This is a genomic window from Mesorhizobium sp. DxT (assembly GCF_058448885.1).
Genome location: NZ_JBZFLJ010000006.1, coordinates 105,011 through 125,676, shown reverse-complemented (window position 1 = coordinate 125,676; position 20,666 = coordinate 105,011). Strand labels below are relative to the sequence as shown.

The 20,666-nt window shown below is 63.3% G+C and carries 17 protein-coding genes and 2 tRNA genes; 7 read left to right on the top strand and 12 right to left on the bottom strand.

Going from position 1 to position 20,666, the window contains the following annotated elements; translation table 11 throughout:
- Window positions 1-18 precede the first annotated feature (18 nt).
- Window positions 19-843 (top strand): DUF1499 domain-containing protein, encoded by an 825-nt coding sequence (locus ACVJNE_RS13090; protein ID WP_499566164.1) that lies wholly within the window; start codon window positions 19-21, stop codon window positions 841-843.
- On the opposite strand, the gene ACVJNE_RS13085 is transcribed toward ACVJNE_RS13090, so the two are convergent.
- Window positions 814-1,719: an MBL fold metallo-hydrolase gene (locus tag ACVJNE_RS13085; protein ID WP_499566162.1), complete on the bottom strand. Its 906-nt coding sequence runs from the start codon at window positions 1,717-1,719 to the stop codon at window positions 814-816. The genes ACVJNE_RS13090 and ACVJNE_RS13085 overlap by 30 nt on opposite strands.
- Window positions 1,720-1,842: 123 nt before the next feature.
- On the opposite strand from ACVJNE_RS13085, the gene ACVJNE_RS13080 reads away from it, so the two are divergent.
- Complete coding sequence (locus ACVJNE_RS13080) at window positions 1,843-2,433, top strand: biotin transporter BioY (RefSeq protein ID WP_499566161.1); 591 nt, start codon at window positions 1,843-1,845, stop codon at window positions 2,431-2,433.
- Window positions 2,434-2,508: 75 nt separating this feature from the next.
- Here ACVJNE_RS13080 and ACVJNE_RS13075 read toward each other — a convergent pair whose 3' ends face one another.
- Together ACVJNE_RS13075 and ACVJNE_RS13070 are read right to left on the bottom strand one after the other, a co-directional pair.
- Window positions 2,509-3,627 (bottom strand): DegT/DnrJ/EryC1/StrS family aminotransferase, encoded by a 1,119-nt coding sequence (locus ACVJNE_RS13075; protein WP_499566159.1) that lies wholly within the window; start codon window positions 3,625-3,627, stop codon window positions 2,509-2,511.
- Window positions 3,628-3,746: 119 nt separating this feature from the next.
- A tRNA-Gln gene (locus ACVJNE_RS13070) sits at window positions 3,747-3,821 on the bottom strand.
- Between the two features lie 270 nt (window positions 3,822-4,091).
- Between ACVJNE_RS13070 and cysD the strand changes: the two genes are divergently transcribed.
- The 5 genes from cysD (at window position 4,092) to ACVJNE_RS13045 (ending at window position 10,309) form a co-directional block, all read left to right on the top strand.
- A complete protein-coding gene (cysD, locus tag ACVJNE_RS13065; protein ID WP_499566157.1) occupies window positions 4,092-5,018 on the top strand; it encodes a sulfate adenylyltransferase subunit CysD in 927 nt (308 codons plus the stop codon).
- A 2-nt stretch (window positions 5,019-5,020) separates the two neighbouring features.
- On the top strand, window positions 5,021-6,928 hold the full coding sequence (cysN, locus tag ACVJNE_RS13060; RefSeq protein WP_499566155.1) for a sulfate adenylyltransferase subunit CysN: 1,908 nt from the start codon (window positions 5,021-5,023) through the stop codon (window positions 6,926-6,928).
- Window positions 6,929-6,951: 23 nt separating this feature from the next.
- Window positions 6,952-7,770, top strand: coding sequence for a 3'(2'),5'-bisphosphate nucleotidase CysQ (gene cysQ / locus ACVJNE_RS13055; protein ID WP_499566153.1), 819 nt, complete (start codon window positions 6,952-6,954; stop codon window positions 7,768-7,770).
- A 149-nt stretch (window positions 7,771-7,919) separates the two neighbouring features.
- Complete coding sequence (nspC, locus tag ACVJNE_RS13050) at window positions 7,920-9,023, top strand: carboxynorspermidine decarboxylase (protein ID WP_499566151.1); 1,104 nt, start codon at window positions 7,920-7,922, stop codon at window positions 9,021-9,023.
- A 44-nt stretch (window positions 9,024-9,067) separates the two neighbouring features.
- Window positions 9,068-10,309: a saccharopine dehydrogenase family protein gene (locus ACVJNE_RS13045; RefSeq protein ID WP_499566149.1), complete on the top strand. Its 1,242-nt coding sequence runs from the start codon at window positions 9,068-9,070 to the stop codon at window positions 10,307-10,309.
- Window positions 10,310-10,358: 49 nt separating this feature from the next.
- On the opposite strand, the gene ACVJNE_RS13040 is transcribed toward ACVJNE_RS13045, so the two are convergent.
- From ACVJNE_RS13040 to betI, 9 genes are all read right to left on the bottom strand, one after another.
- A complete protein-coding gene (locus ACVJNE_RS13040) occupies window positions 10,359-13,052 on the bottom strand; it encodes a DUF2339 domain-containing protein (protein ID WP_499566147.1) in 2,694 nt (897 codons plus the stop codon).
- A gap of 132 nt (window positions 13,053-13,184) precedes the next feature.
- Window positions 13,185-13,382: a hypothetical protein gene (locus ACVJNE_RS13035; RefSeq protein WP_368802570.1), complete on the bottom strand. Its 198-nt coding sequence runs from the start codon at window positions 13,380-13,382 to the stop codon at window positions 13,185-13,187.
- A 127-nt stretch (window positions 13,383-13,509) separates the two neighbouring features.
- Window positions 13,510-13,586, bottom strand: a tRNA-Pro gene (locus ACVJNE_RS13030).
- Window positions 13,587-13,670: 84 nt separating this feature from the next.
- Complete coding sequence (gene betB / locus ACVJNE_RS13025) at window positions 13,671-15,137, bottom strand: betaine-aldehyde dehydrogenase (RefSeq protein ID WP_499566145.1); 1,467 nt, start codon at window positions 15,135-15,137, stop codon at window positions 13,671-13,673.
- 10 nt (window positions 15,138-15,147) lie between these two features.
- Window positions 15,148-16,800, bottom strand: a complete 1,653-nt coding sequence (gene betA / locus ACVJNE_RS13020; RefSeq protein WP_499566490.1) for a choline dehydrogenase — start codon at window positions 16,798-16,800, stop codon at window positions 15,148-15,150.
- Window positions 16,793-17,782: a threonine/serine dehydratase family protein gene (locus tag ACVJNE_RS13015; protein WP_499566143.1), complete on the bottom strand. Its 990-nt coding sequence runs from the start codon at window positions 17,780-17,782 to the stop codon at window positions 16,793-16,795. Before ACVJNE_RS13015 ends, betA begins: the two co-directional genes overlap by 8 nt.
- A complete protein-coding gene (locus ACVJNE_RS13010; RefSeq protein ID WP_499566141.1) occupies window positions 17,779-18,417 on the bottom strand; it encodes a glutathione S-transferase family protein in 639 nt (212 codons plus the stop codon). The genes ACVJNE_RS13015 and ACVJNE_RS13010 overlap by 4 nt, the downstream gene beginning before the upstream one ends.
- A gap of 1 nt (window position 18,418) precedes the next feature.
- A complete protein-coding gene (gene betC / locus ACVJNE_RS13005) occupies window positions 18,419-19,945 on the bottom strand; it encodes a choline-sulfatase (protein ID WP_499566139.1) in 1,527 nt (508 codons plus the stop codon).
- A complete protein-coding gene (gene betI, locus ACVJNE_RS13000) occupies window positions 19,942-20,535 on the bottom strand; it encodes a transcriptional regulator BetI (RefSeq protein WP_499566137.1) in 594 nt (197 codons plus the stop codon). Before betI ends, betC begins: the two co-directional genes overlap by 4 nt.
- Window positions 20,536-20,666: the final 131 nt, after the last annotated feature.

Here is a 20,666-nt window from a genome sequence, read left to right as displayed (position 1 = left end):
GGGCATGGCAAGGCTAGGATGGCGACAGGACCGGAACGGCGGGTTTCGCCAATGGCGCAGCGGGCGAAGAGCATGGCCGGCTTCTCGCTCGTGCTTCTGATCGTTGCCGGTGTCGGCCATCGCTACGGCATGGTGGAGACGGTCGCCTATTTCTGGGTCCTGGCGCTCGCCGGCGGGCTTGCACTGCTGGCGCTGGGCTTGGCCGCCGGCGGTTTCTGGCGGCTTTGGCTGTATGGCGAAAAGGCCGGCAAAGCGTCGCTTGCCGCAACCGTTCTCGCGGCGATCGTACTCGCCCCCTACGCGGCCGGCGCTTATTTCGTACTGCGCTATCCCGTGCTGAACGACGTCTCGACCGACCTCGTCGAGCCACCGCAATTCGTTCTGGCTCCTGCGCGCCGCAGCGGTGCCATGAACGCCATCGTGCCGTTCACGCGCGAGGCCGCCGCGTTGCAGACCGAACATTATCCTGATGTGAGTGGGCGCCGTTACGACGCCTCGATGAGCCGGATCATGAATGCCGCAGCAGCGGTGATTGCCGCGCGAGGCTGGAAACCCTATGCGCGCTTGCCCATGGAGGCCGAGCACGGGGAAGTTTCCATCGAACTGGAAGCGCCGACGCTGCTGGTCCGCTTCCCGGCCGATGCGGTGCTCCGGCTGACGGACGAGGGCGCGTCGACCTTCGTCGACATGCGTCTGAACACGCGCTACGCCAAGCACGACCTCGGCGATAATGCACGGCGCATCCGCGCCTTCATGGCCGACCTCGACGCCGAGTTCGCGCGCCAGTCGCTGGAGATCATCGATATTCCGGCCTCAGACCAGGAAGAAGACCCCGTCGATTGACGGCTCGCCTTCGGCCGCCGCGATGCCTCGGCCGACAATGTCTTCCAGGTGTGCCAGCACTGACAGCCCAGCCGCACCGTAGAGACGCGGATCGGTGTCGCGGTAAATGGCTGCGACCATCTCGGGGATGGTGCGGTCGCCGCCGCGAAGCCGCTCGATGATGGCCCGCTCACGCATCTTGCGATGTGCTTTCAGCCCCCGCATGAAGGCGGCAGGCTGGGTCACCGGCCCGCCATGGCCCGGCAGGAAAAGTCGATCGTCGCGCCCCAGAAGCCGGTCGAGCGACGCCATGTAGTCGGACATCGCCCCATCGGGCGGCGCGACGATGGACGTCGACCAGGCCATCACATGATCGGCCGAAAACAACATGCCCGTTCCCTCCAATGCGAAGGAAACGTGGTTGGCTGTGTGGCCAGGCGTATGGATTGCGCGCAGCGCCCAGCCGTCACCCTCGACCAGTTCGTCATCGGCCAGTGTGACATCCGGCATGAAATCGGTGTCGCCACTGGCGTCCAGCGGATTGATCTCGCCGATGCGCAGCGGCCTTGCCGGGCGGTGCGGTCCTTCGGCCAGGACGGTCGCGCCGGTCAGCTCCGCCAGCTTCCGGGTCAGCGGCGAATGATCGACGTGGGTGTGGCTGACGAAGATATGGCTCACGGGCCTGCCCGCAATCGCCCTGACGAGAGCAGCGAAATGTGCGTCGTCTTCCGGACCCGGATCGATGACGGCCAGCGTGTCGCGTCCTACCAGATAGCTGTTGGTGCCGTGAAAGGTGAAGGCGCTCGGATTGTTGACCGTGATTCGCGCCACACCGGGCGCGACCTCGACCGCCTCGCCATAGGCGGGTTCGAACTTTGTATCGAAATCGAGTGCCATGGAGAGGTGCCGTAGCGATGTGGAAAGAGCAGGCGAAACGAGTTGCCGCATATCATGGAAGACCATATAGGGGAACCATCGCACCGGGCAGCCTTGCCCGCCGACACTCTGATGGAGAACGACATGTCCGCCGCAATCCTGTCTCGTCCGCTGGTTTCGCTCGCATTGCCCGAAAAGGGCGTTGCGCGTTATGCCGCGCTCGCCTTCCTGGCAATCGCCGGCACGCTGCTGCTCACCATTTCGGCCAAGACCAAGGTGGTGCTCGGCCCGGTCGACATGTCGCTGCAGACGCTTGCCGTGCTCGGCATCGCGGCAACTTTCGGGCTGCGGCTCGGCGTCGCGACGCTGCTGCTCTACATGGCCGAGGGCGCCATGGGCTTCCCCGTCTTCCAGTCGACTCCCGAGAAGGGAATCGGCATCGCCTACATGATGGGCACCACCGGCGGCTTCCTCGCCGGCTTCGTCGTCATGGCGGCTATCGTCGGCTGGGCCGCCGATCGCGGCTGGGATCGCAACCCGTTCAAGCTCTTCGGCGCCATGCTTGCTGCCGAGATCGTCATGATGGCGATGGGCTTCGCCTGGCTCGCCGGTATCATCGGCGCTTCGGCATCCTGGCAGTTCGGCGTTGCGCCGTTCATCCTGCCGGACCTTATCAAGGTCGCGCTCGCCGCGGCAATCGTGCCGGCCGTGTGGGCGCTATTTGCTCGCCGCTAAAGGCGCTTGAGACATCTCAAGAAAAAAGAAGGGCCGGTCGATCGACCGGCCCTTTTTCGTCTAGCTGCTTCGGTCCTAGCGACCGATGAAATCCACGATGGTCGCGATGATGCGATCCTGATCCTCCGTCGAGAGGTAGGGGTGCATCGGCAGGCAAAGAATCCGCGACGGCAGTTCTTCCGAGAGCGCCAGCCCGCCCGGCGCGGTCTGGTATTGAAAATAGGCCACCTGCTGGTGCAGCGGCTTGACGTAGTAGATTACCGACGGGATGCCCTGGGCCTGCAAATGAGCTTTCAACTCGTCCCGACGCGGCGTTTCTATGGCATACTGCGCCCAGGCCGAACGGCTGCCTGCTGGAATTTCCGGAACCTTGACCACGCCGCGCAGGCCTTCATTGTAGCGCCGTGCGACCGCCTGGCGCTTCTCCATCTCGTCTTCGAGGATGGCGAGTTTCTCGATGAGAATGGCGGCCTGCAGCGTGTCGAGACGCGAATTGATGCCGACATGGATGTTGTCGTACTGCGTCTCGCCCTTGCCGTGGAAGGCCAGCGAGCGCAGCTTATCAGCCATCTCGTCGTCGTTTGTGAACATCGCACCACCGTCGCCGTAGCAACCTAGCGGCTTGGCCGGGTAGAAGCTGGTCGAGCCGACCTGGCCGAAGCCACCGCACATGCCGTTGCCGAACTTGCCGCCGATTGCCTGAGCCGCGTCTTCGATGACGGCCAGCCCGTGGCGCTCGGCAATCGCCGTGATCGCGGAATAGTCGGCGGAAAGACCGAAGAGATCGACGGGGATAATCGCACGCGGCGTGAGCCGACCTTCCGACTTGACCATCTCGATGGCCGCCTCGAGGCTCGCAGGGTCGATGTTATAGGTGTCAGGGTCGATCTCGACGAAGACCGGCTCGGCCTGCCTGAGCGCGACAACTTCAGCCGTTGCAGCAAAGGTGAAGGAGGGGCAGAAAACGGCGTCGCCGGGGCCGACCCCATAAGCCATGAGCGGCAGCAGCAGCGCGTCGGTACCATTGGCACAGGCAATCACGTGCTTGACGCCGACATAGTTTGCCAGCGCCTTCTCGAATTCGGCTACCTGCGGCCCGAGTATGTATCGGCCGTCGTCGACGACATTGTCGATCGCCGCTTTAAGCTTGTCGCGAATGCGCTCCCGTTGAGCGCCCAGATCGATGAATTGCATGTCTTCCCGTTCACTGTGATGCGGCCCGCCTGCCTTGCGGTGACGCTGTTAGCAGAGTTGAGGGGAGACCGAAAGCGTGGCGGTGAAGCGTCTTTTGTCGCGAGATCGCCGGGCGTTGATGGCTGGGGCGCCTGGATTCGAACCAGGGAATGGCGGTACCAAAAACCGCTGCCTTACCGCTTGGCTACGCCCCAACGCGGCCGGGCCGTTCAATATCGCGTGCGCCCGACGCCGTAAAGCCTCATCTTGAAGCGAACAGCAGAGAACATGCCGCAAGCCGGCGACAGGAAAAAACGTGCAAGGACCTGTGCCGAAGGGTAGGGGTATTTTCGATGTCCGGCGCAAATTTGAAAACCTAATTTTGTCTTCCTTGCGCACTATGCGGTAGTTTCGCGCCGGGCCAGAAGGCAAGGCATGATGCCGTCGACGCTCGCGGCACTCCATCAGGCGGTTACCGATCGGTTATGACACAAAGTTCCTCAGCAAAGCTTCCAACACTCACCCATCTTGATCGACTGGAGGCCGAGGCGATCCATATCTTCCGAGAGGTGGCGGCCACGTTCGCCCGCCCGGTGATGCTCTATTCGGTTGGCAAAGATTCGTCGGTGCTGCTTCACCTTGCTATGAAGGCATTCTATCCGGCGAAGCCTCCGTTCCCGTTCCTGCATGTCGACACCACCTGGAAGTTCCGCGAGATGATCGCCTTCCGTGACGAGATGGCGGCGACGCATGGCCTCGACCTGCTGGTTCATATCAATCAGGAGGGCGTCGAGCGGGGCATCAACCCGATCGACAGCGGCTCCAACGTCCACACCCATGTGATGAAAACGCAGGGGCTGCGCCAGGCGCTCGACAAATACGGTTTCGACGCCGCTTTCGGCGGTGCCCGGCGTGATGAGGAAAAATCGCGCGCCAAGGAGCGTATCTTCTCTTTCCGCGACGACAAGCACGGCTGGGACCCCAAGAACCAGCGCCCGGAAATGTGGAAGATCTACAACACGCGGATCAACCAGGGCGAATCGATCCGGGTCTTTCCGCTCTCCAATTGGACCGAGCTCGATATCTGGCAGTACATTCTGCAGGAGAACATCCCGATCGTGCCGCTCTATTTCGCCGCGAAACGGCCGGTGGTCGAGCGCGACGGCATGTTGATCATGGTCGATGATGACAGGCTGAAGCTGCAGCCTGGCGAAGTGGTCAGTGAGCGTCTCGTACGTTTCCGCACGCTTGGTTGCTACCCGCTCACCGGCGCGATCGAATCCGATGCCGATACGCTCGAGGGGGTTGTCTCCGAAATGCTGACGGCACGCACCTCCGAACGCCAGGGGCGTCTCATCGATCGTGACGAGGCGGGTTCGATGGAGAAGAAGAAGCGGGAAGGGTATTTTTGATCATGCTCCAGAATGTGGCTGATAGCTCGCCCGCTTCGAGCGATATCCGGGACTACCTCGCGGAGCAGGAGCAGAAGTCGATGCTCCGGTTCCTGACGTGCGGTTCCGTGGACGACGGCAAGTCGACGCTGATCGGCAGGCTGCTTTACGACACCAAGCTGATCTTCGAGGATCAGCTTGCCACACTCGAACGCGATTCCAAGAAGCACGGCACCACCGGCGACGAGATCGATTTCGCGCTGCTGGTCGACGGCTTGGAGGCCGAGCGCGAGCAGGGCATCACGATCGATGTCGCCTACCGGTTCTTTTCGACACCCAGCCGCAAGTTCATCGTCGCCGATGCGCCCGGGCATGAACAATACACCCGCAACATGGCAACAGGAGCGTCGACGGCCGATCTCGCAATTGTGCTGATCGATGCGCGCAAGGGTGTGCTACCGCAGACGCGCCGCCACTCGTTCATCGCCTCGCTCCTTGGCATTCGCCACATTTTGCTGGCGGTGAACAAGATCGACCTCGTCGATCACGATCAGGCGGTCTTCGACGGCATTGTTGAGGACTATCGCGCGTTTGCGACCGATCTTGGCTTCGCCTCCGTCGTGCCGATCCCCGTTTCCGCACGCTATGGCGAAAACGTCGTGACACGTTCGGACAGAACGGCCTGGTTCCGCGGGCCTACGATGATCGAGCATCTGGAAACGGTGAAGGTCGATGAGGACAAGGCGCAGCGGCCGTTCCGCTTCCCCGTCCAGTATGTGAACCGACCCAATCTGGATTTTCGCGGTTTCGCGGGGACCATCGCTTCCGGGACTGTGCGGCAGGGCGACGAGGTTGTCATTGCCAAGTCCGGCAAGACCGCGCGCGTGAGCCGCATCGTGACGGCCGATGGAGATATTTCCGTCGCGCGCGAAGGGCAGGCCGTGACGCTGGTCCTCGACGACGAGGTTGAAGTATCGCGCGGGAACATGCTGGTCGCGCCGGATGCGCGCTCGCAGGTGGCCGACCAGTTTGCGGCCAACCTCGTCTGGTTCGATGAGCACGCCCTGATTCCCGGACGGTCCTATCTGTTGAGAACCGAGACAGACCAGGTTGGCGCTACCGTTACGGAACTTAAGTATCGTACGAATATCAATAACTTCGCGCATGAGGCGGCGAAATCGCTAGAGATGAACGAGGTTGGTGTTTGCAACATCTCGGTGCAATCGCCCCTCGTGTTCGACAAGTTTGCCGACGACCGGACGACCGGCGCATTCGTGCTGATCGACCGCATCACCAACACCACGGTCGGTGCGGGCATGATCCTGCATCCGTTGCGCAGGGCGGCCAACATTCACTGGCAGGCACTGGATGTGAACAAGAAGGCCCGCGCTAAGCTGAAACATCAGAAGCCCGCAGTTCTGTGGTTCACCGGCCTGTCGGGTTCCGGAAAGTCGACCATCGCGAACCTGCTTGAAAAGAAGCTGCACGCGTCCGGGCGTCACACCTACATTCTCGATGGCGACAATGTGCGCCACGGCCTCAACCGCGACCTCGGCTTCACCGAGGAAGATCGCGTGGAGAACATTCGCCGGGTGGCCGAGGTGGCGCGCCTGATGGCCGATGCGGGTCTGATCGTGCTCGTCTCCTTCATCTCGCCCTTCCGTGCCGAACGCCGGATGGCCCGCGAGCTGATGAGCGACGGCGAATTCGTCGAGGTGTTTGTGGACACGCCGTTCGAGGAGTGCGCGCGGCGCGACCCGAAGGGGCTGTATGCGCGCGCGCTGAAGGGTGAGATCGCGAATTTCACGGGCGTGGATTCGCCTTATGAGGCGCCAAAGAATGCCGACGTCCATCTGGAGACGGCAGGGCATGCACCGGAGGAGATGGCCGACCAACTGGAAAATTGGTTGCGCCAGCGCGGCTATTGCTGACGGCGCGCCAACGAGCTATCGCGATGGCCATGCAGATCTTGCCAGACGACCGTTCCGTTCTTGCCGTTCTCGAACCGCTCGCATTGCAGGCGGGGCGGCGGATCATGGAAATTTGCGACCGTGGCTTTGCCGCCGAGGAGAAATCCGATTGCTCGCCGGTGACCGAAGCCGATCGGGACGCCGAGGCAATCATCCTGAAGGGCCTGAGGGAGAACTTTCCCGATTTTCCCGTCGTCGCCGAAGAGGAGGCCGCCGAGGGGCACGCGCCCGATTCTGTCGGCAGTGTCTTCTTTCTCGTCGATCCGCTGGACGGCACACGTGAGTTCGTCAGCGGCAATGGCGACTTCACCGTTAACATTGCGCTGGTGCGTGACGGCACGCCTGTCATCGGGGTGGTCTATGCACCCGCGCGGAGGGAGCTCTATTCGGGCTATCCCGGTTCGGCGTCACTGGTTGCGACCGATGCCGACCATAAAGCGCGCGACCGTCGTGCGATCGTTGTGCGCGATGGCTGCGCGCCGCTGACCGTCGTCGCAAGTCGCTCCCACAACACGCCGGATACCGATGCCTTCATCGGCCGCTACGAGCCCGCGCTGCGCGTGTCCGTCGGATCGTCGCTGAAATTCTGCCTGCTCGCATGTGGCGAGGCGGACCTCTACCCGCGCCTCGGACGTACGATGCAGTGGGACACCGCGGCAGGCGACGCGGTGCTGCGCGCAGCAGGCGGCATGACCCGCACTCTGGACGGCAAGCCGTTTCGTTATGGTGCGGGCACAGCGGAAGGCGATGCACCTTTCGCGAACCCGCATTTCGTTGCCGAAGGCCGGCTGCCACGCGACTAGGTCGCCACCGTAGCGGCCTGCTGAACCCGTTTTCCGTGTGATCTCACCGTCAAGCGCATGTGGCAAAAGGCTGCCATGGGCCGTGCGGGATTTGCCATTCGCGCCCGCATGCCTATAACCCGCCCCGAGACCCGAAGGCGAATTGCACGATGACCACGATTGCCACCCCGTACTATCTGATCGACAAGCAGAAGCTGCTGCCCAACATGGAGAAGATCGCCCATGTGCGCCAGGCCTCTGGCGCCAAGGCGCTGCTGGCGCTCAAATGCTTTGCGACATGGTCGGTCTTCGACCTTATGCGCGACTACATGGATGGCACCACCTCCTCGTCGCTCAACGAGGTGCGGCTCGGGCGCGAGAAGTTCGGCGGCGAAACCCACGCCTATTCGGTCGCCTACGCGGATCACGAGATCGACGAGGTCGTTTCCCACGCCGACAAGATCATCTTCAACTCCATCGGCCAGCTCGAGCGCTTCGCCGACCGGGCGACCGACATTGCGTGCGGGCTTCGGCTCAATCCGCAGGTCTCGTCATCGAGTTTCGATCTCGCCGACCCGGCGCGCCCGTTCAGCCGGCTGGGTGAATGGGACGTTGCCAAGGTCGAGGCGGTGATGGACCGGGTCACTGGCTTCATGATCCACAACAACTGCGAGAATGCTGATTTCGACCTGTTCGACCGAATGCTCGGCCAGATCGAGGAGCGGTTCGGCACGCTGCTGTCGCGCGTCGAGTGGGTCAGCCTTGGCGGCGGTATTCATTTCACCGGCGACGACTACCCGATCGACGCATTCTGCGCGCGACTGAAGGCGTTCGCCGAGCGCTATGGCGTGCAGGTGTATCTCGAGCCGGGCGAAGCCTCGATCACCAAGAGCACGACGCTCGAGGTGACCGTGCTCGACACGCTCTTCAACGGCAAGAACCTCGCCATTGTCGATAGCTCCATTGAAGCGCACATGCTTGACCTGCTGATCTATCGCGAGACCGCCAAGATCGAACCCAACGAGGGCGGGCACACCTACATGGTGTGCGGCAAGTCGTGCCTTGCGGGCGATATCTTCGGCGAGTTTCGCTTCCCGGGCGAACTCAAGGTCGGAGACCGAATCTCCGTCCAGGATGCCGCCGGTTATACCATGGTCAAGAAGAACTGGTTCAACGGAGTGAAGATGCCGTCCATCGCGGTGCGCGAGCTCGACGGAACCGTAAAGGTCGTGCGCGAGTTCGGCTTCGACGATTATGCTGCGAGCCTTTCGTAGGCCCGTCCCGTTTCAAGCAGTCTTGAAGGAGACAGACCCCCGAAATGAAGAAAAACGTTCTCATCATCGGCGCCGGCGGCGTGGCGCAGGTCGTGGCGCACAAATGCGCGCAGAACAACGACGTTCTCGGCGACATTCATGTCGCCTCTCGAACCGTCGAGAAATGCCACGCCATCGTGAATTCGATCAACGAGAAGAAGGCTCTCAAGACAGACGGCCGGGTCGAGGCTCATGCGCTCGATGCGATGGATGTCGGCGCGACAAAGGCGCTGATCGAGAAGACGGGCGCTGAAATCGTCATCAATGTGGGCTCGGCCTTCGTCAACATGTCGGTACTGTCTGCGTGCATCGAGACGGGCGCGGCCTATATCGACACCGCCATTCACGAGGATCCGCTGAAGATCTGCGAGACGCCGCCGTGGTACGCCAACTACGAATGGAAGCGGCGCGAGGAATGCGAGAAGGCCGGTGTGACGGCCGTTCTGGGCGCGGGCTTCGACCCTGGCGTGGTGAACGCCTATGCCAAGCTCGCCCATGACGAATATTTCGACCGCATCGACACGATCGACATCATCGACGTCAATGCCGGCAGCCATGGCCGCTGGTTCGCGACCAATTTCGACCCGGAGATCAATTTCCGCGAGTTCACGGGACAGGTCTGGTCCTGGCAGAGCAACGAGTGGGTTTCGAACAAGATGTTCGAGGTCCGCAAGGAATGGGACCTGCCGGTGGTCGGCACCAGCACGACCTACATGACCGGGCACGACGAGGTGCACTCGCTGTCGCAGAACCTCGGCGTGCCGACCGTACGCTTCTGGATGGGCTTCGGCGACCACTACGTCAACGTCTTCACCGTGCTCAACAACCTGGGGCTCCTCTCCGAGCAGCCGGTCACCACCGCGGAAGGCCTCGACGTCGTGCCGCTGAAGGTGGTGAAGGCGGTCTTGCCCGATCCGTCGTCGCTCGCGCCGAGCTACACCGGAAAGACCTGCATTGGCGACCTGGTCAAGGGCGTGAAGGACGGCAAAGAGCGCGAGGTTTTCATCTACAACGTGGCCGACCACAAGGAAGCCTACGAGGAGGTTGGCAGCCAGGGCATCTCCTACACTGCCGGCGTTCCTGCGGTCGCGGCCGCGATGCTGATTGCGACCGGAGAGTGGGACGTGAAGAAGATGGCCAATGTCGAAGACCTGCCGCCGCGTCCGTTCCTCGCGGTGCTCGACAGGATCGGCCTGCCGACGCGGATCCGTGAAGGCGAGGACGACAGGGTGCTCGACTTCGCCTAGTTTCCACTGAACGTGCCTGTAACCCGCCTCGGCCAGACGCCGGGGCGGGTTAGTTTTTGGCCGTTGCCAGCATGCGCTGGTAGAACATGCCGATGCCGATCAGCACGCCGCCCAGCCCCATGAAGGAGAGGGCGCGCAATACGCCTTCAAGCTGGCGCATGTCGTAGACGAAGACCTTGGCCACAGCCACCACGACCAGCACCGCCGAGGCGAGACGCAGGGCCCGCGAACCGAAGCGTAGCCCGGCGACCAGCAGGAGTACGCCGAGCACCAGCCAGATGGCGGAGTGCGTGTAGGCCTCGACTTCGCCCATGCCCTTCCACGCGCCGATGAACTCACCCTGGAAAAGGCGACGCACGGAAAGCGTGACGTAGGCAAAGCCGAGCGCTGCCGCACAGATGGACAGCATCGCGACGTACCAGTCCGGCCGGATGCCCCGCGCGCGCCATGCCAGCGCCGCCAGCGCGATCGCGGGCATCAGATAGCCAAGCAGCAGAAGGTTGACGACTGGAATGGTGCCCGTGGACTCGTTGGTGAGCAGCGGGTTGAGGCCGATGAAATGCGCGCTCGCGATGAACAGGACCGACAACACGGCGAGCCCTATAGAGCCCCATTGAAACACGGGGCTCGGCGAGCGCCTGTCGAGTGCCAGCAGCACCGCGCCGCCGCCGATGGCGATCAGTGTGTAGATGGATTGCTCCCCGAGGGTCGGCTCGCTCGCGTCGATGACGCCGCCGTACATCGCGTGCCGCGCCAGCATGCCTGCGCCGACCAGCGCGAAAAGCGCCGAGAATGCCTCCATCGTCAGCCGCGCCCTGCCATCAGTGGTGCGCAGCAGTTGCCATGCGGCATAGGCGAATGCCGCAGCAGGCAGCAGGTAGCCGGGCGTCAGCGCGTTGAAGAACGGCGTCGTGCCGAGGAATTCCGGACCGGCGATGGTCGGATCGACAATCACCCTGCCAAGCGTCACCGCCGCGAAGCCGGTTGATAGCCAGCCGAGCACAGGCCACCGCCGCAGTCGTGTCAACGCAGCCGGCAAAGCCGCGGCGACGCCGGACAGCACTGTTGTCAGTACCGGACCGAAACCGGTGACGAGCGCGAGGCACATGGCTGCCGCAGCGCCTGCTGCGAGGAAGGTGACCGCCCAGCCGCCGGTCTGCGGTGGTTGCTCGGCTCGGGCGACCAGTTCTGCCGCTGCACCCAATGCTCCCGCAAGGACGAATGCCGCTGCGGCAAAACGCCAGTCGATGTTGAGATTGCCGTGGAGGAACCAGGTGATCGCGAGTGTACCGACTGGTACCACCGCCGCCCAAAACGCCCAGCTCAACGCCTGAACAGAATTGGTTGCGACCGAACGCCTGGCCATCGCAACGCCACCGGCAAAAAACAGGATCGCGATGGCGGCGGCATAAGGCGCGAAGCTGCCGGCGCCGACATCGGCCCAGATTCCGTCCATGGCGAAGCGGCCGCCATAGAGGTCGAAAATGAAATCGCCATTCAGAATGCGCAGGCCCTGGAGGACGATTGCCGCCAGTCCGGCTGCGTGCAGCATCGCAACCGCGCGGGCGCGCCATGCGGCCACGCCGAGCATGGCGGTTATCAACGCCGCGGCCCAGACATTGCTGGAGGTCGCGCCGTCGAGATTCACTGCATTGAGTGCCATGAGCGCGGCGAAGATCGCAGCGACCACGGACGCGGCATCGGTCGTGCGGGTGGTGTCGGCATCGGACCGTCTGGCAAGCCAGATGCCACCGAGAACGGCAAGTCCCACCAGATGCAGGAATACGAGTGGGCCCGCCTCAGGTACGGGAGCGCCGGCGAGATAGGCGACGCTCCACAGGCCAGCGCCCAGATATGCGCCTGATGCCAGCAACTGCCAGCGCCTTGTGGCAGCGACGGCAACGGCCGCGCCCAGCACGATCGCCAGGTAGATGAACAGCGTCCACGCGCTCGGCGCGTCGGAAGCGACCAGTAACGGCGTTAGGTAGGAGCCAAGAAGCCCGAGGCCGGCGAGCGCCTGCCCGTGAATGAGCGCTGCGGCGACGGTGGCCAGCGCCAATACGCCAAGCAGCACGAACGCGACAGTCGGCCCGATGAAACCGTAGATTCCATGAGCAGCGTAGGTGGCGCCAAACAGTGTGAAGGCACCGGCGGCCGTCAGAATGGCGGGGATATAGGCGGCATCCAGCCCTCCAACAGGCGATTGGAAGCCGCGCCGTCTTGCCAGTTCGCCCGCGCCGGCCAGCAGCACGCCGAACACGGAGGCGAAAGTGAGCCGTACGCCGGGGCCGAATATGCCGGCCTCGATCGAGTAGCGGACAAGGAAGACACCGCCCAGCGCCAGCGCAAGACCCCCGACCCAGACAGCCCAACGCGTGCCAAGCGTCGTTTCAAGATCCGGCTTTCGAGTCACCTCCGTGACGTAGGGCAGGGCGGTTGCCGCTGCTTCGTCGTTTGTGGCGCGCGCCGCAGCCTGCGCCCACGGGCTTGGCGACTGCTCCTCACTATCGGGCTCGCTGTCCTCGACCGGCGCGGGTTCAGCAGGCTCGACAGTGCCGTCTTCGATGGAAACAGGCTTTGCTTCCGTTACCGCCGCGGGCGCTGCGTTCGCGGCCATCGAACTGTCGGCAGCGACCCGTGCCTGCAATGCGGTCACCTGACGTTCCAGCTCACCGAGACGCGTGTGCTGTTTGCGCAGCACGGCGAATACCGCGATGGCGGCTATGAGGATGATGAATTCCATCGCGGGGCTTCCCTCTCTCCCGGCGCGAGTCGCGCAGAAGGATGGCTACCCCTTATTGCCCGTTCGTTCAATCTAGCCGTGCATTGGCGGTCTTTTGTCGCCCTGACCGGCGAGCAGTGGGTCTAATTCCGCCTAGCTGCCCGCAGCACCCGGTTGAGAAGCCTTTTCGCTCGCCTGCTGCACCGGGCGATCGCGCGCGAGCAGGTCGCGCAACACGATCTCTGTCTCGATCAGCAGGTTTCTCACTTCATGCGCAGGCAATGCATCCAGATGTTCCAGAGCCGATTGCACGTTCAGCAAAAGATCAACACCGCGCTGGTGAAGTTTCAAGTTGGCCCCCTGTAACCCGCTGAGAAATCAATATTAGCGGTGGATGCGCCCCTCTGCAAACAAGAGTTTGCATCGTCCCGTGTGACAAAACGGAGCTGGGTTGCACCAGGAGTATGTCTGAAAACGCTGGTCGGAGTGGCAGGATTTGAACCTGCGACCCCCTCGTCCCGAACGAGGTGCGCTACCAGGCTGCGCTACACTCCGTGACCAGCAGGCCGGGCTTATAGCGTTCGGCCGCATCGCCCGCAAGCCCGAACCGGCGGACAATCGCTATTTATACGCCGAGCGTCAGTAAGGGCTGTCGACGTCCCCCGTCTCCACGTACACCGACTTGAGTTGCGAGTAGTGGGAAAGCGCGGCCAGCGAATTCTCGCGGCCAATGCCGGACTGCCTGGCGCCGCCGAAAGGCAGTTCGACCGGCGTTAGATTGTAGGTATTGATCCAGCAGGTTCCCGCTTGGAGCTCGCCGATCACCCGGTGCGCGCGCGGCAGATCACGTGTGAACACGCCGGCCGCCAACCCGAATTCGGTATTGTTGGCGCGTTCGATCGCCTCGACCTCGTCGGAGAAGGAGAGCACGCTCATGACCGGCCCGAAGATTTCCTCGCGCGCGATGCGCATGTCGTCGGTCACGGCGGTGAAGATGGTCGGTTCCACGAACAGGCCGTTCTCGAAACCCTGAAGCTGGGGCACGGTGCCGCCATAATGGAGCTTGGCGCCTTCCGACTTGCCGATCTCGATGTAGTCCGTGACTTTATCGTGCTGCGCCTTGTTGATCAGCGGTCCCATCTGAGTGTCAGGGTCGAGCGGGTCGCCGATGACGATCTTGCTCGTGCGGGCGGTCAGGCGTTGGAGGAAACGCTCATAGATGCCGTCCTGCACGAAGACGCGGGTGCCGTTCGAACATACCTGCCCGGTGGAATAGAAATTGCCAAGCATCGCGCCGCTGACGGCGTTTTCCACGTCGGCGTCGTCGAAAATTATGATCGGCGACTTGCCGCCCAGTTCCATCGTCGCGTGCTTCATGTGCGAGCCGGCCAGCGACAGAACCTTCTTGCCGGTCGGCACCGAGCCCGTCAGCGAGACCTTGGCGACTGCCGGGTGCGCGACCAGTGCGGCGCCAACGTCGCCGAAGCCCTGAACGACGTTGAAAAGCCCCGCAGGCAAACCGGCTTCCGTGTAAATCTCGGCAAGCCGGAGCGCGGATAGCGGCGTGACCTCGGACGGCTTGAAGATCATGGCGTTGCCCATGGCCAGCGCCGGCGCCGATTTCCAGCCAGCGATCTGGATCGGATAATTCCACGCACCGATACCGACGCACACACCCAGCGGCTCGCGCCGCGTGTAGCCGAAGGGGCCGCCGCCGAGGTCAACATATTCGCCGTGATAGCCCGCAACCGCGCCGCCGAAGAATTCGAGGGCCTCGGCTGCCGATGCAGGATCGGCGACCGTGGTTTCCTGCAATGGCTTGCCGGTATCCAGCGTTTCAAGCCGCGCGATCTCGTCGTTATGCCGGTAGAGCAGCTCGGCTGCGCGACGCAGGACGCGGCCGCGCTCGGCGGGGCGCATACGGGCCCATTGCTCCTGGGCGGCGCGTGCGGCTTCGACTGCAAGTTCGACAATATTGCCGGTCGCCGCGTGCAGCCGCGCGATCACCTCCCCGGTGGCGGGATAGATCACCTCGAGTGGCTGGCCTTGCTCGTCGTCCACGAAACGGCCGTTGATGTAGTGCGATGCCTTGGGCTGGGCGCGCATACCGGAACTCCTATCGGTCGGAAGTTTGCCAGCGTGGATTGATCCACGGCTCCTGATTGGACGGGCTGAGCGGCTGGCGGCCGAGGATGTGGTCGGACGCCTTTTCGCCCACCATAATGGAAGGCGCGTTGAGATTGCCATTGGTGATGCGCGGGAAGATCGAGGAATCCGCCACACGCAGCGCCTCAACGCCGATCACCCTGCATTCCGGGTCGACAACGCTCCGGGGGTCGTCGGCAGATCCCATCCGGCAGGTGCCGCACGGATGGTAGGCGCTCTCCGCATGCTCCCGGATGAAATCGTCGAGCTGGTCGTCACTCTGAACGTGCTCGCCGGGCGAGATTTCGCGGCCGCGATAAAGATCGAACGCCGCCTGTCCGAAAATCTCCCGGGTGAGCCGGATGCAGTGGCGGAAGTCCGACCAGTCGTCAGGGTGGGACATGTAGTTGAAGCGGATGAGCGGTTTTTCGCTGGGATCGCCCGAGCGAAGCGTGACGACCCCGCGCGACCTGGAGCGCATCGGCCCGACATGGGCCTGGAAGCCGTGCGCCTTCGCCGCCGCCTTGCCGTCATAGCGGATGGCGACGGGGATGAAGTGATACTGGATGTCGGGATAGTCGACGCCTGCAGCCGAACGCAGGAAGGCGGCCGCCTCGAAATGGTTGCTCGCGCCAAGGCCAGACTTGAAGAACAGCCACTCGGCGCCGATGAGCGCCTTGGACCACAGGTTCAGCTTCGAATAGAGCGTGATCGGCTGGAGCGATTCCTGCTGGATGTAGAGCTCCATGTGATCCTGCAGGTTCTGGCCGACTCCTGGCCTGTCGGCGACGACAGCGATGCCGTTTTCCCGCAGATGGTCGGCGGGCCCGATGCCGGAAAGCATCAGCAGTTTTGGCGAGTTGATCGAGGAGGCGGCAAGCACCACCTCGCGTCGTGCCTTAACGACCTGAATCTTTCCGTGAGCTTCGATTTCCACACCGACGGCGCGTTGATTCTCGATGACCACACGCCGCGCGAAGCCGTTGACGAGATTCACGTTTCTGCGTTTCAGCGCCGGGCGGAGATAGGCGTTGGCGACGGACCAGCGGCGACCCTTATGGATCGTCTGCTCCATCGGGCCGAAGCCTTCCTGCTTGGCGCCGTTATAGTCGGGTGTGAGTTCGAAGCCGGCCTGCCGGCCCGCCTCGACGAAGGCCGAATAGAGCGGGTTCTTCCGCGGTCCGCGTTGAACGTGGAGAGGGCCGTCATGGCCACGCCAGCCATCTTCGCCGCCATGCGAATTTTCCATCCGCTTGTAGTAGGGCAGCACGTCGGCGTAGGCCCAGCCGGCCGCGCCCTCATCCGCCCAGTGGTCGAAATCGCGGGCATGTCCGCGCACGTAGACCATGCCGTTGATGGACGACGAGCCGCCGATCACCTTGCCGCGCGGCGTCGCCAGCACCCGCCCGCCGAGATGAGGCTCGGGCTCGCTCTGGAAGCCCCAGTCGTAGCGGCTCATGTTCATCGGGAAGGACAGGGCAGCCGGCATCTGGATGAATGGGCCGATGTCGGTGCCGCCATACTCGATCACGATCACCGAGTGCTTGCCGTCCTCCGACAGCCTGTAGGCCATGGCTGCGCCCGCCGAGCCCGAGCCGACGATGACGAAATCCGCTTCAAGCATCGCCGACATGCCGCATGAAATCGGCCAGCGCGACATTGCCGCCCGACGAGACCACGAGGATAGTTTTTCCGGCGACGTCCACCTTGCCGGAAAGCAGGGCGGCGAGGGAGGCGGCGCCCGAAGGTTCGAGCACCAGCTTCAGTCGCTCGAAGGCGAGCTTCATTGCCTGCCGGACCTCGGCATCCGATACTGTAACGGCGCGGGCACCGGCTGTCGTGATCGCGGCGAAGGGGGCGACGCCCGGGCGACGTGCCATCAGACCGTCGCAGATCGAAGGGCCGCCGAGCGGCACCGTCTCTATTTCGCCTTTCGACAGCGATGTGCCCATGCCGTTGAAACCGTCGGGTTCGACGGCAACGATTTCGGTTGTCGGCGAAAGGTAGTGAAAGGCGAGTGCCACGCCGCCAATCAGCCCACCGCCGCCCACGGGACAGAAGACGATGTCGGCCGCCGCATTGCGTGCGGCGAGCTGGTCGATCGCTTCGATGCCGACGCCGCCCTGGCCGGCCACGACCTCGGGATCGTCGAACGGATGGAGAAGGGTGAGGCCTTCCTCTGCTGCGATCTGCTGTGCACGCTCGAAAGCGACTTCCTCCCGCGCCCGGCTGCCATGCTCCGTTTGGACCACGCGTGCTCCGTAGCCGCGCGTGGCGTCGCTCTTGGCCTTCGGCGCGTCGATGGGCATGACGATGGTGATTGGCACGCCGAGCGACTGACCGGCAGCCGCCAAGCCCTGCGCGAAATTGCCCGACGAGTAGGCGACGACCCCGCGTTTCGCTTCTTCCGGCGAAAGCCGCTTCAGCCGCCAGTAGGCGCCGCGCACCTTGAAGGAGCCTGCCCATTGCAGCGACTCCGGTTTGACGAAGACGCGCGCCGCGCCGGTGAGCCCCGCAAGTGCGGCCGATTCAAGCAGCGGCGTAACCTGCGTTGCTTGCGAGGTTGCCGCATAGGCGCGACGAAGATGGTCCAGATCCGGGATCATTTTGCCCTCAACACATCGTAGGAAACCATCACGTGCTCGGCATAGGCTGGGCGGGCGACAAGCCTGTCGTAGTAGGCGCGCAGGTTGGGGGTATCGGCGCGGTCGAAGTCGAGCGTGAAATAGCGATAAAGCAGAGTGCCGACGATCATGTCGGCAAAGCAGGGTTCGTCGCCGCCGAGATATGGACCTTCCGCGAGCCGCGCATCGAGCATTCGAGCCAGCGGCTTAAGCTTTCCCACGGCGGCCATGAACGCGGCGGCATCACGGTTTTCCGGCTTCTGGAGCAGCGACCAGAAGACGCCCGTGAGAAAGACAGGGCCGAAGCTTGTCTTGATCCAATCGGCCCATTTGTCGACCTGTGCGCGCTCCAACGGATCGGCAGGCCAGAACGTCCCGGAGCCATACTTGGCTCCGAGGTAGCGCACGATCGCAGCACTCTCCCACAAGGGCTCGGCGTCGCCGTCGATGAGCACCGGCACGAGGCCGTTGGGATTCATCGCCCGAAACTCAGGCGTGTCGACCTTTCCGAAGCTGTGCCCTGCGTCGATGCGGTGGCATGCCAGGCCGATCTCGGCCAAAGCCCACATCACGATCTGGACATTCGAAGATGTTGCGCGGCCCCATACGGTGATCATCTCATTCTCCCCTTGGAAAGCGTTGGCGGTCTTCCAGCACGTTCAGGTCCATGTGATTGCGCATGTAGCGCTCGGACGCCTTCTGCAGCGGCTGGAAGTCCCACGGATAGTATGCGCCGTTGCGTAGCGCCGGGTAGACAACCCAGCGCCGAGCCTGGCTTTCACGCACCTCGGCGTCGAAGCGGGCCAGATCCCAGCGGGCGCGCACCGTCTCCATGAACCGCGCGACGGTGGCCTGATGGGCGGGATCGGCCGCGAGATTGGTCAACTCCCGCGGATCGGCCTCCAGATCAAAGAGTTGCGGCGGATCGAGCTCGCAATGGACGAATTTCCAGCGTCCCTCTCGGATCGCGACCAGCGGGGCGTATGATCCTTCGGCGGCATATTCCATCAGGACCGGTTCAGCGCGCGGCTCGCCGCGTGTCAGTGGCAGTAGCGACTGCCCATCGGCCCAGGGTGCGACCGCGCTCAAATCCACGCCGGCGAGATCGCAAAGCGTGGGCAGGATGTCGAGGTTCGATACCGGGCTGTCATGTCGGCCGGCCGGGATTCCGGCACCGGCAATCATCAACGGCACCCGCGCCGAACCTTCCAAGAAGCTCATCTTGAACCAGAGGCCACGCTCGCCGAGCATGTCGCCGTGATCGGAGCAGAACAGGATGGCGGTGTCGTCCAGCATGCGCGTGCGCTCGAGCGTGTCGAGCAATTCGCCAACCTTGTCATCGAGATAGGAGATGTTGGCGAAATAGCCGCGCCGCGAGCGTCGAACGTCCTCTGGCTGGATGTCGAAGGAATCGTAGTCGCTGGCCTTGTAAAGGCGCTGCGAATGCGGGTCCTGCCGCTCGTAGGAGATGAAACCGACCTCCGGCTCGAGCTGCTCGCAATCCTCATAGAGATCCCAGTATTTGCGGCGCGCGACATAGGGATCGTGAGGGTGGGTGAAAGAGACGGTCAGGCACCACGGACGGCGCGCTTCATCCTGCGACGTGCGGGAAAGCTGGTAGAGCTTCTGGACGGCATGGTGCGCCACCTCGTCGTCATATTCGAGCTGGTTGGTCGTCTCGGCCACACCGGCCCCGGTGACGGAGCCTAGATTGTGATACCACCAGTCGATGCGCTCGCCCGGCTTGCGGTAGTCGGGAGTCCAGCCGAAATCGGCGGGATAGACATCGGTGGTCAGCCTTTCCTCGAAGCCGTGAAGCTGGTCCGGTCCGACGAAGTGCATCTTGCCGGAAAGGCAGGTCTGGTAGCCGGCCATGCGCAGATGATGCGCAAATGTGGGGATCGACGAAGCGAACTCGGCAGCGTTGTCGTAGACGCCGGTGCGTGACGGCAGCATGCCGCTCATGAAGGAAGCACGGCCGGGTGCGCAGAGCGGCGAGGCGGTATAGTTGTTGGCAAACCGGGCCGAACGCTGCGCCAGCGCCTTCAGGTGCGGCGTATGCAGGAAGTTGGCCGGCCCGTCGGGAAACAGCGTCCCGTTGAGCTGGTCGACCATGATGACGAGAATGTTCGGCCTGCCGGTCATGTACGCGCGGTCTCCCTTGTCAGCCTTGTTTCGAGATAGTCTTCGACGAGCGCGACGGCGCTTGCCGCATCCGGCGCGCCAGCCACGAGCGCGCGGCGGATGTAGAGCCCGTCTATCAATGCCGCGATTCCTTCGGCGGTGCGCTCCGCTTCGCGCTCGGGCAGCAGCTCACGCAGCCCGCTCATGAGATTGGAATGAAGCCGGCGCGTATAGACGCGCAGCAGGCGGCGCATCGGGGCGGAGCGCTGCGCTTCGACGTAGAAGGCGAGCCAGGCCGCGATCGTTTCGCGGCGGAACTGGCTGTGCGCGAAGTTGACCGCGATCACCGCGCTGACGCGGCCCAGCGGGTCCGCGACGCCGGCAAGCGCGGCCACGGAATCCCTGCCGAGCTCGCGCAGTATGTGCCGCATGGTTGCTTCGAGCAGGTCGTCCTTGCCGCCGAAATAATGATGCGCGAGTGCTGCCGAAACGCCGGCGCGCGTGGCGATTTCCGACATGGTCACGTCGAGCGAGCCGCGTTCGCCTATGGCGAGCACGGCTGCATCGATCAGCGCCTTGCGGCGCAGGGGTTCCATTCCGATCTTGGGCATAGCGACTCCTGAAGGGAGCCTATTATTGATTGATCAATCAATCAATAAAAACGGTCTGTTCGCGCTTGCGAAAAAGACTTTACGGCGGCGCACAAACAGTTCATCGTTGAACAATATATAAGTATGCGCCG